This is a genomic window from Fusicatenibacter sp., from assembly GCF_977045365.1.
On record NZ_CDRRUH010000037.1, the window covers coordinates 21,732 to 30,808 of the forward strand.

At 48.9% G+C, this 9,077-nt stretch carries 9 protein-coding genes; 1 reads left to right on the top strand and 8 read right to left on the bottom strand.

Features of this window, described 5'->3' with window-relative positions:
* Nucleotides 1-95: 95 nt before the first annotated feature.
* Complete coding sequence (gene ileS, locus ACY2VW_RS09205; RefSeq protein ID WP_461877860.1) at nt 96-3,215, bottom strand: isoleucine--tRNA ligase; 3,120 nt, start codon at nt 3,213-3,215, stop codon at nt 96-98.
* A gap of 652 nt (nt 3,216-3,867) precedes the next feature.
* Here ileS and ACY2VW_RS09210 point away from each other — a divergent pair.
* The gene (locus ACY2VW_RS09210; RefSeq protein WP_461877861.1) at nt 3,868-5,004 is read left to right on the top strand and encodes a glycerate kinase family protein; all 1,137 of its coding nucleotides are present in this window, start codon (nt 3,868-3,870) and stop codon (nt 5,002-5,004) included.
* Between the two features lie 60 nt (nt 5,005-5,064).
* Here the strand turns inward: ACY2VW_RS09210 and ACY2VW_RS09215 are convergent, their stop codons facing one another.
* The 7 genes from ACY2VW_RS09215 to ACY2VW_RS09245 form a co-directional block, all read right to left on the bottom strand.
* Complete coding sequence (locus tag ACY2VW_RS09215; RefSeq protein ID WP_461877862.1) at nt 5,065-5,643, bottom strand: methyltransferase family protein; 579 nt, start codon at nt 5,641-5,643, stop codon at nt 5,065-5,067.
* A gap of 13 nt (nt 5,644-5,656) precedes the next feature.
* Nucleotides 5,657-6,193, bottom strand: coding sequence for a flavin reductase (locus tag ACY2VW_RS09220; protein ID WP_461877863.1), 537 nt, complete (start codon nt 6,191-6,193; stop codon nt 5,657-5,659).
* Between the two features lie 28 nt (nt 6,194-6,221).
* Nucleotides 6,222-6,350 (bottom strand): methyltransferase, encoded by a 129-nt coding sequence (locus ACY2VW_RS09225; protein WP_461874297.1) that lies wholly within the window; start codon nt 6,348-6,350, stop codon nt 6,222-6,224.
* A gap of 75 nt (nt 6,351-6,425) precedes the next feature.
* The gene (locus tag ACY2VW_RS09230) at nt 6,426-7,355 is read right to left on the bottom strand and encodes an acyl-CoA thioester hydrolase/BAAT C-terminal domain-containing protein (protein WP_461877864.1); all 930 of its coding nucleotides are present in this window, start codon (nt 7,353-7,355) and stop codon (nt 6,426-6,428) included.
* Nucleotides 7,356-7,543: 188 nt separating this feature from the next.
* Nucleotides 7,544-8,371: a Cof-type HAD-IIB family hydrolase gene (locus ACY2VW_RS09235; protein ID WP_461874295.1), complete on the bottom strand. Its 828-nt coding sequence runs from the start codon at nt 8,369-8,371 to the stop codon at nt 7,544-7,546.
* A 12-nt stretch (nt 8,372-8,383) separates the two neighbouring features.
* Nucleotides 8,384-8,668: a DUF2442 domain-containing protein gene (locus ACY2VW_RS09240; protein ID WP_461874294.1), complete on the bottom strand. Its 285-nt coding sequence runs from the start codon at nt 8,666-8,668 to the stop codon at nt 8,384-8,386.
* A gap of 18 nt (nt 8,669-8,686) precedes the next feature.
* A complete protein-coding gene (locus ACY2VW_RS09245) occupies nt 8,687-8,920 on the bottom strand; it encodes a DUF4160 domain-containing protein (protein ID WP_461877865.1) in 234 nt (77 codons plus the stop codon).
* Nucleotides 8,921-9,077: the final 157 nt, after the last annotated feature.

The window sequence follows — 9,077 nt, forward strand, 5'->3', positions numbered from 1 at the left end:
TTAATAGCAGTCTGCGAGCGGAGAGCTTGTTTTTCTCCCCGCTCGCAGGCCAATTTCATATTAATGATCGTCGTGAAAACGCATCCAAAATGATCTTAGATACGTTCTACTGCCATGGTAACCTTTTCGGAGTTGATATTCCACTCCTTCTCATAGCCCTTTGTCTCTCCAGTCACGATATCTTCTGCCAGAACTTCAGATTTAATTTCATCCCCATGGTTTTTCATGATGTCTACAATCTTATCGTTGTCTTTTGCGTATACACGGATCTTGTCCATAACCTCAAAGCCTGCCTCTTTACGCATGGTCTGGATTTTGCTTACCAGCTCACGTACAAAGCCTTCTTCAATCAGTTCAGGAGTCAGATTAGTATCCAGAACAACGGTGATTGTATGATCGGATTCGGAGACATAGCCTTCCATCTGCGCCATATCAATCAACAAATCCTCTTCTAATAATACAATTTTCTCTCCGTCGATGTCAAGTTTAAGTTCACCGGTGCTCTTCAGCTCTGCCATTGCCTTATTTCCGTCAAGCTCAGACAGTACGGTTTTGATCTTATTCAGGAGTTTTCCGTATTTTGGTCCTACGGTACGCATCTGCGGTTTGAAGCTGTAGCTGATGAAATCTGCGATGTCATCTTTAAATACAACTTCTTTGACATTCAGCTCGTCCTCGATGATCTCTTTGTAGAACTCGGAAAGCTGGAATTCGCTCTTCACGTACATGGTTCCGATCGGCTGACGGTTTTTGATATTGGCAGTATTTCTTGCGGCACGTCCCATAACGACGATCTCCAGCAGGTCTGCCATATCCTCTTCCATCTTCGGATCAATCCAGTTCTCATGTACCTCCGGGAAGTCGCACAGATGGATACTTTCCGGTGCACTTGCATCGATGCTCTTTACGAGGTTCTGATAAATATCCTCTGTCATGAACGGAATCATCGGAGCTGCTGCTTTCGCAACGGTCACCAGTGCGGTGTACAGAGTCATGTAAGCATTGATCTTATCCTGCTCCATGCCTTTTGCCCAGAAACGCTCACGGGAACGGCGTACATACCAGTTACTCATATCGTCCACGAAGGACTGCAGTGCTTTTGCTGCTTCCGGAATCCGGTAATTTGCCAGGTTGTCGTCTACTGCTTTTACAGTGGATTCCAGACGGGACAGCAGCCATTTATCCATCACAGCCAGTTTGTCATACTCCAGACTGTATTTTGTTGCATCGAATTTATCGATGTTTGCGTACAGAACGAAGAATGCGTAAGTGTTCCACAGGGTTCCCATGAACTTTCTCTGTCCTTCCACTACGGTCTTGCCTGCGAAACGGCTCGGCAGCCACGGAGCACTGCTGGTGTAGAAGTACCAGCGGATCGCATCGGCACCGTAGGTCTGCAGTGCGTCAAACGGATCTACCGCATTTCCTTTGGATTTACTCATCTTCTGTCCGTTTTCATCCTGTACCAGACCAAGTACGATAACGTTCTCGTACGGTGCTTTATTGAACAGCAGAGTGGAAATTGCAAGCAGGGAGTAGAACCATCCACGTGTCTGGTCTACAGCCTCGGAAATAAACTGTGCCGGGAACTGTTTCTCGAAGGTTTCTTTGTTCTCGAATGGATAGTGATGCTGTGCAAACGGCATGGATCCGGAATCGAACCAGCAGTCGATAACCTCCGGTACACGGTGCATCTCTTTACCGCATTTCGGGCACTTAATGGTCACTGCGTCGATGTATGGGCGGTGAAGCTCGATGTCATCCGGGCAGTTGTCGGCTTTTTCTTTCAGCTCTTCTATACTGCCGATGCAGTCCTGATGGCCGCATTCACACTGCCATACCGGAAGCGGAGTTCCCCAGTAACGGTTTCTGGAAAGTCCCCAGTCCTGAACATTTTCCAGCCAGTCGCCGAAGCGTCCTTTTCCGATGCTCTCCGGAATCCAGTTGATGGTGTTGTTGTTGCGGATCAGATCCTCTTTTACTGCAGTCATGCGGATAAACCAGGTCTCGCGTGCGTAGTAGATCAGCGGAGTATCGCATCTCCAGCAGTGCGGGTAGCTGTGCTCGAACAGCGGAGCATCAAACAGAAGGTCTTTATCCTCGAGTGCCTGCAGAACGGCCATATCTGCTTTCTTGCAGAAGGTGCCTGCCCACGGAGTTTCCTCGGTCATCTCACCTTTTTCGTTTACTAACTGTACGAAAGGAAGATCGTATCTGTGACCGACTTTGGAGTCGTCCTCACCGAATGCAGGTGCGATATGAACAACACCGGTACCATCGGTCAATGTTACGTAGGTATCGCAGACTACATAGTATGCTTTTTTGTTTCCGATTCTCTTCTCAGCGTACGGGAACAGCGGCTCGTACTCTTTGAACTCGAGATCTTTACCCTGATAATGCTCCAGGATTTCAGCGCCCTCACCGAGAACGGTGTCTACCAGAGCGGCTGCCATATAATAGGTATATCCTTTGCTTGTTACTTTTACGTAATCCTCATCCGGGTTGACGCAGAGTGCAACGTTGGACGGAAGGGTCCACGGTGTGGTGGTCCATGCCAGGATGTATGCGTCCTCGCCTTTTACTTTAAAGCGGACAACGGCTGAACGTTCTTTGACATCTTTGTATCCCTGTGCTACTTCGTGGGAAGAAAGCGGGGTACCGCAGCGCGGGCAGTAAGGAACGATTTTGTGTCCTTCGTACAGAAGACCTTTCTTCCAGATCTCTTTTAATGCCCACCACTCGGACTCGATGTAGTCGTTATGATACGTAACGTATGGGTTTTTCATATCAGCCCAGAATCCAACGGTATGGGAGAAGTCTTCCCACATTCCCTCGTATTTCCATACGCTTTCTTTACACTGCTCGATGAATGGCTCTACGCCGTATTTCTCGATCTGGTCTTTTCCGTCCAGACCGAGCTTTTTCTCAACCTCCAGCTCTACCGGCAGTCCGTGGGTATCCCAGCCTGCTTTTCTCGGTACCTGATAGCCTTTCATGGTACGGTATCTCGGAATCATATCCTTGATAACACGGGTCTCTACGTGACCGATGTGCGGTTTTCCGTTTGCGGTCGGCGGTCCGTCATAGAATACGTAGGACGGGTTTCCTTCACGCACTTTCATACTTTTTTCGAAGATCTGATTGTCTTCCCAGAACTTCTCAACCTGTTTTTCTCTCTCGACAAAGTTCATGTCGGTTGAAACTTTCTTGTACATGCTTGTACCTCCTGAAACTTAAGTTTCTCGTTTGATATGCTCGTTGTCGCGGCAGTCGCCAGGGTCGCGTGCAAACACAGACTCTGACTCGTTACTCGCGTAAAATAAGAAAAAGCTCCCGCCCTGTAATAGGACGAAAGCTGTACTTATCGTAACCACCTGTTACATACTATCATATGCATTTCCTGTAACGGGGAACGGCCGGCAACTTCTTACCACTGCTCTCCGGCTTTCTATATTTTATGCACCGGGTACGCAGATTCAGAACTGCAACTTGGAAGTGATGTTCACCTGCCGCTACTTGTACCGGACTCCCACCATCCCCGGCTCGCTTTCAATGTACCGTTCACGCGCAGACTACTGTCTTCGTCATCGTTTTTCATGCCTTATTATAACTAGGGGCTGTAAGCGTTGTCAAGAGCGGAAAGCATATTTTATCGGTTCTTTTCCGAGATTTTACGGGATTTTCGGGGGTGCGCGTTGCTATTTGGATGGGGGAATGGTAAAATCGGGGTATAAGTAAAAGACAGCATTACCCGGCTTCCATTGCATCTTATACAGGGGATATTCTGCTGGTTGGTGTTAATTATGATAAGAATACGAAGGTACATGAGTGTCGGATTGAGAAATATTTGAAATCAGGAGAAAAATAATGAAAGTTGTGATTGCAATTGATTCTTTTAAAGGAAGCCTCTCTTCTTTGCAGGCTGGAAAGGCGGCTGCAGAAGGGATTCATCGTGTGAAACCTGAAGCGGAGACAGTTGTCCGGACACTGGCGGACGGCGGGGAAGGGACGGTTCAGGCTTTGACGGAAGGGCTGGGCGGACGGTTTGTATCAGTTCCTGTGACGGGCCCGACTGGTAAGACGGTTTTGTGCCAGTATGGTGTGATCGAGCAGACACACACGGCTGTCATTGAAATGTCCGGGGCTGCGGGCATTACGCTGGTGTCGGGCGCGGAGCGGAATCCGCTGTATACGACGACGTACGGTGTGGGTGAAGTCATCCGGGATGCAGTGCTGCGGGGCTGCCGCCATTTTATTGTGGGAATTGGCGGAAGCGCGACGAATGACGGCGGAATTGGAATGCTGCAGGCACTTGGGTTTGGAATGCTCGACGCGGATGGAAAACAGATTCCGTTTGGTGCGGTTGGGCTGGAATCTCTCGCCGCGATTACGACAGCCCACGTTCTGCCGGAACTGTCGGAATGTACCTTCCGCATTGCCTGTGATGTGACGAATCCGCTCTGCGGTTCCAACGGGTGCAGCGCAGTTTTCGGGCCACAGAAAGGGGCGGATGCAGACATGATTGCGCGGATGGATTCGGCGCTTGCCTCTTATGCCTCCCTCTGTCGGAAACAGTTTCCAAAAGCTGATCCAGCTGCGCCTGGAACGGGGGCCGCGGGCGGTCTGGGATTTGCTTTTCAGACATTTCTGCCGGCAGTTCTCGAGCCGGGGATTCAGATTGTGCTGGACGAAATCAGACTTCGGGATGATGTGCGCGATGCCGATCTTGTCATCACCGGCGAGGGACGGCTCGACGGGCAGACCGTGATGGGAAAAGCACCGATCGGGGCTGCAAAGCTGGCGAAAGAATACGGCAAACCGGTCATCGCATTCTCCGGCTGTGTCACAAAAGACGCATCCGCATGTAACGCTGCCGGAATTGATGCCTTTTTCCCGATTCTGCGAAGCGTCGTTTCACTTAAGGAGGCTATGGATGTGAAAAATGCTGCTGAAAATATGACAAATACGGTGGAGCAGGCTTTTCGGCTGTTTTTACTTCATTAAAAGATAAGACCGTTTTCTCCTGTTATGATTGTTGCAGGAAAAAATGGTCTTGTATTTTCTTTATTTTCTTCCAAGGTAACGGTTTACGGTTCTCTTGTATTCCTCATATGGCTTTCCAAATGCTTTCGCAAGAAACGGCTCTTCGACGTTCACGATCTGGATGTGAAACATCACCATCGGAAAGATGGATGCTGCGCATAAAATCCCGTTAAAGAACATCAGCAGGATTCCCAGGTAGACCAGATCGAATCCAAGAAACGCAGGATTACGGCTGATCTGGTAAATTCCATCGGTAACGAGTTCTGTTTTGTCTGTTTCGGAAACGCCCGCGCGCCAACTGTCGCGCATGGTCAGAACGGAGACGATGAAAACCACATCGCCGCAGACCGCAAGTACAAATCCGATCACCCGCATAGCAGGCGGCATGGATGAGGCACTGCGCCAGATGCTGATGACTTCCACGATCAGCACCAGAAACGTAGCGGTTTTCATGGTAAGCTCAATCGCTTTTGTTTTCCCTGCTTTTCCTTTTCCCATCTGATCCGTCTGGATTCCCTGGCGTCTCTGTGCCATCATTTTTCCCAGATAGCATCCGTAAAATACGAGCAAAACTGCGATTGCCCCAAGTTGAACTCCCATGGTTCACCGCCTTTTATCGTTTGTCTTCCACGCCAAGAATCTGTCCCACAAACACGATATGCGGCTGCCAGCCTCCTTTGAAATCCGGGTAGACTTTTGGCATGGAAGCGTAGTATTCCTGGATTTCCAGTGCGAGATCTTCTTTGGCGAACTGGTGCTGATACAGTTTTTTGCAGAGGAAGGTCAGGTTTGCCTCCTCGTATGTTACGCCGTCGCCGATGGCAGCCGGGGTGAGGCCTGCGGCGGCAGCTTTGTCTCCGTCACGGCCGGAGTGACCGCCCATGTAGCCCAGCGCTTTGCGGTACTGATCCGGGTAAAAGCTCACGGTGAAGGTGTCGCTTTCTTTCAGGAACTCACTTGTGTAGCGCGCCGGGTGCACATAAACCGTTACGGTTGAAATGGTTTTCCGGTCGGCTGCCCAGATATTTCCGAGACTTCCCCAGCCGATCGTGCAGCTGTTGAAATGATCCATTCTGCCGGCAGTGACAAGTGCCCACTGTTTGTCGAACATTTCAAATACCTTGTAGTCTTCCTGTCTAAAATCTTTCATTGTAAAATCCTCCCATGTTCTTTTCTCTTTATTTTTTTACTGCTTTCACCAACAGCATCATCGGCCGGCGCAGCTCATCCTTCATCCCCGGGATGTCCATCATTGTTTCCGGCGGCATGGCTTCCTCCACGGCTTTCAGTTCGAAGCCGTTGTTCAAAATACCATTCCCTTTCCCATCAGATTTTTGCTAATCCTGCATAAAACCCACCTATTCATTCTGTAACTTTTGTCTTTATTTTGCTGTCCATTCTTTCAGCGCTGCCGTAACTCTTCGGTCGATGTCTTTTCGCGTTGCCTCGCATTCCTTTGGATAATCTTTTGCGGCTTTGAATACAAAGCGCATCACAAATTTCAGGCCGATCGGGAGTGCGATGCGGAGCATGCCTTCCGGCAGGACGAAATGGGTTCCGTGCTCGTAGGCGAGGGCCTCGTATTCGCAGGTGTGCGGGCGCTCCTGCAGACGCTTGTCCATGCGGCGGACGTATTTTCCGGCCTCCCAGAAAGAATCATCGTCTGCGCCGATCAGCAGCAGTTTTCCCTGAATGTTTTCGACTTTGATCATTTCTTCCTCGGTGTGCGATCTTACTTTTTCGGAGTCGATAAACAGACATGTTGACCGCTCGATATCTCCGGAGCCTTTTGTTTCTTCCTCAACTTTGTGCCAGTAGGTCGGATGCTCGTACACGAACGGCATGTAAGGAAGCGGCTCGCCTTTCCAGGAAATCGTCGATGCATTCGGAACCGGCCATTCGCGGCAGCCGTCCCGCTTGCCCTGTTTAAAACCCTGCCATACGAAATCGCTGCCGGTAAAGCTGACGGTCAGTGTGAGCTCCGGCAGATACGATGCGGCGGCAAGCGCAACCATTGCCGTTGTGCTCATTCCCATGATACCGATTTTTTTATTTCCATGCGCTTTCAGCCAACGGATCGCGGACTCGATACGCTCCAGCGGATAGTTGACATGACTGTAATTTTTCTTTCCGGGAGATACACAGAGCGCGTTCACGCCATTTCTGTGCAGCCATTTTGCACCGCATTTCGCCATGTAGTCATTCGGATCATCCCCGAACAGGCCGATGACGGCATGGTCGGCACCGTTTGGATTTTCATAATAGGTTGCGTAGAAGCCATCTGTTTCTGTTTCAGAAAACTGTTTTTTCATATTATTCGCCCTCGTTTTTTCAAATCCAGATTTCAGTTATACATTCCTAACTCTCATTATAACGGGAGAAATGGAAAAAGCAACTTGAATCCAAATTTGTTTCCTGAGGCTGAGTATTCTTCTACAAAAACGCAAAATAGCCGACTGCCCGGAAATGATTGTTTCGGGGCGGCCGGCTGCTTCGTAAACTATTTTTCTTCACCCATGAGATACTGGATTGCTGCTCCAACGCCATTATGGTCATTATCGGCGGTAATATATTTACAAATTGCTTTGATCTCATCGTTTGCATTTCCCATCGCAACTGGGAAACCTACACTGCCAAGCACAGCGCGGTCATTGTCTGCATCACCGATACCGACTGTCTCGCCGAGGGTTACGCCCAAACGCTTTGCAAGCTGCGCAAGGCCGGTTGCTTTTGTCACATGTTCCGCGGTCATTTCCAGTGACGTTTTCTCGGCAAATGCGAAGGTCAACGGCAGGGCTTTTAATTCCTCATACGCCCGGCTCCGGTCCTCTTCGGAGCGGAAATAGATGTTGATTTTCGGAATGGAATCGTACCGCTTGGCTTCCTCTTCCATGCTCTCGACCTGCGTCGCCACTTTTAAAAACAGCGGCTGATAAACCCCCATGCGGAACTGGTCCATATGCTGGATATCACTGGATGAAACGATCGAATCGTTTTCCGTCAGGATATGCGGCATTGCCTTGTATTCTGCTGCCGTTCGCACAATCTTTTCTATGTATTCCCGCGCAATCTCCGCCCGGTAAATGGCCTTTCTCTCCGCGCTGTCATACACCAGTGCGCCGCTGTAGCAGACCGCATAGCGCATCATCGGCAGAACCGCAAAATACGGCTCCAACTCCACCACCGCCCGGCCGGTACAGTACACAACCGGAATCCCGCCATCGACCGCCGCCTGGATATCTCTGACGGTGTCCTCATGAACTGTCTTATCCGACTGCAGCAGCGTTCCGTCCATGTCTACGGCGATCAGTTTGTATGCGTTTTTCATGATTTTCTCCTCTTACGCAATCCTATCATTCACTGCTTCCATCTCATACAATGTAAATGGATCAATATCTATACAGTTTGTTTCATCCCATTCTCCGGAAATATCCCAGGCGAGTGTTCCATTCATAACGGTACATGCATCTTTGAATTTCTCAATTTCTCTTAACGGTGCAAAAATCTCTGCTTTCAAATCATCCGTTGCATCATAATCAACGATTTTTCCGTCATCAAAAAAGACCTGTACATGAAAATTATCTAACGGAATCACCTGTACAACCGTAGGAAAATATTCATTCATAGACTTTCACCTCACGTCTTATATCAGTGGATTAATTCTGTTTAAAGGCTTCATATCCTTTGCCAGCTCCCAGTTTTGCATTAACTCATCCTGGTGAATGGTGCACCATGCCAAAATCAGACGTAATTGCTTATTTGGCAATGATCCTTTTATTACCTGTATATGATTAATGTCGACCAATGCTTTATTCCCATTATATTCTGCATGAAAATGAGGAGGCATATGGTCTTTATAATACATTGTTACCCGAATCCCTTGACACTCCCCACAGCTAAAGCAGGAGGATTCTTGTTTCTACCACTACTGCATTGACGAATACTTTACGGTACTGCAATGTCTTACACAGTGTCCACAAGCTATGTTTATCCTGTTCCCGTATGCCCTACGGTACAGCTTTTTATCTTTATGC

What these genes read in the sequence shown, in the direction of transcription:
- ileS (WP_461877860.1), bottom strand. Translation starts at nt 3,215, where the DNA reads ATGTACAAGAAAGTTTCAACCGACATGAACTTTGTCGAGAGAGAAAAA.
- ACY2VW_RS09210 (WP_461877861.1), top strand. Translation starts at nt 3,868, where the DNA reads ATGAAAGTTGTGATTGCAATTGATTCTTTTAAAGGAAGCCTCTCTTCT.
- ACY2VW_RS09215 (WP_461877862.1), bottom strand. Translation starts at nt 5,643, where the DNA reads ATGGGAGTTCAACTTGGGGCAATCGCAGTTTTGCTCGTATTTTACGGA.
- ACY2VW_RS09220 (WP_461877863.1), bottom strand. Translation starts at nt 6,193, where the DNA reads ATGAAAGATTTTAGACAGGAAGACTACAAGGTATTTGAAATGTTCGAC.
- ACY2VW_RS09230 (WP_461877864.1), bottom strand. Translation starts at nt 7,355, where the DNA reads ATGAAAAAACAGTTTTCTGAAACAGAAACAGATGGCTTCTACGCAACC.
- ACY2VW_RS09235 (WP_461874295.1), bottom strand. Translation starts at nt 8,371, where the DNA reads ATGAAAAACGCATACAAACTGATCGCCGTAGACATGGACGGAACGCTG.
- ACY2VW_RS09240 (WP_461874294.1), bottom strand. Translation starts at nt 8,668, where the DNA reads ATGAATGAATATTTTCCTACGGTTGTACAGGTGATTCCGTTAGATAAT.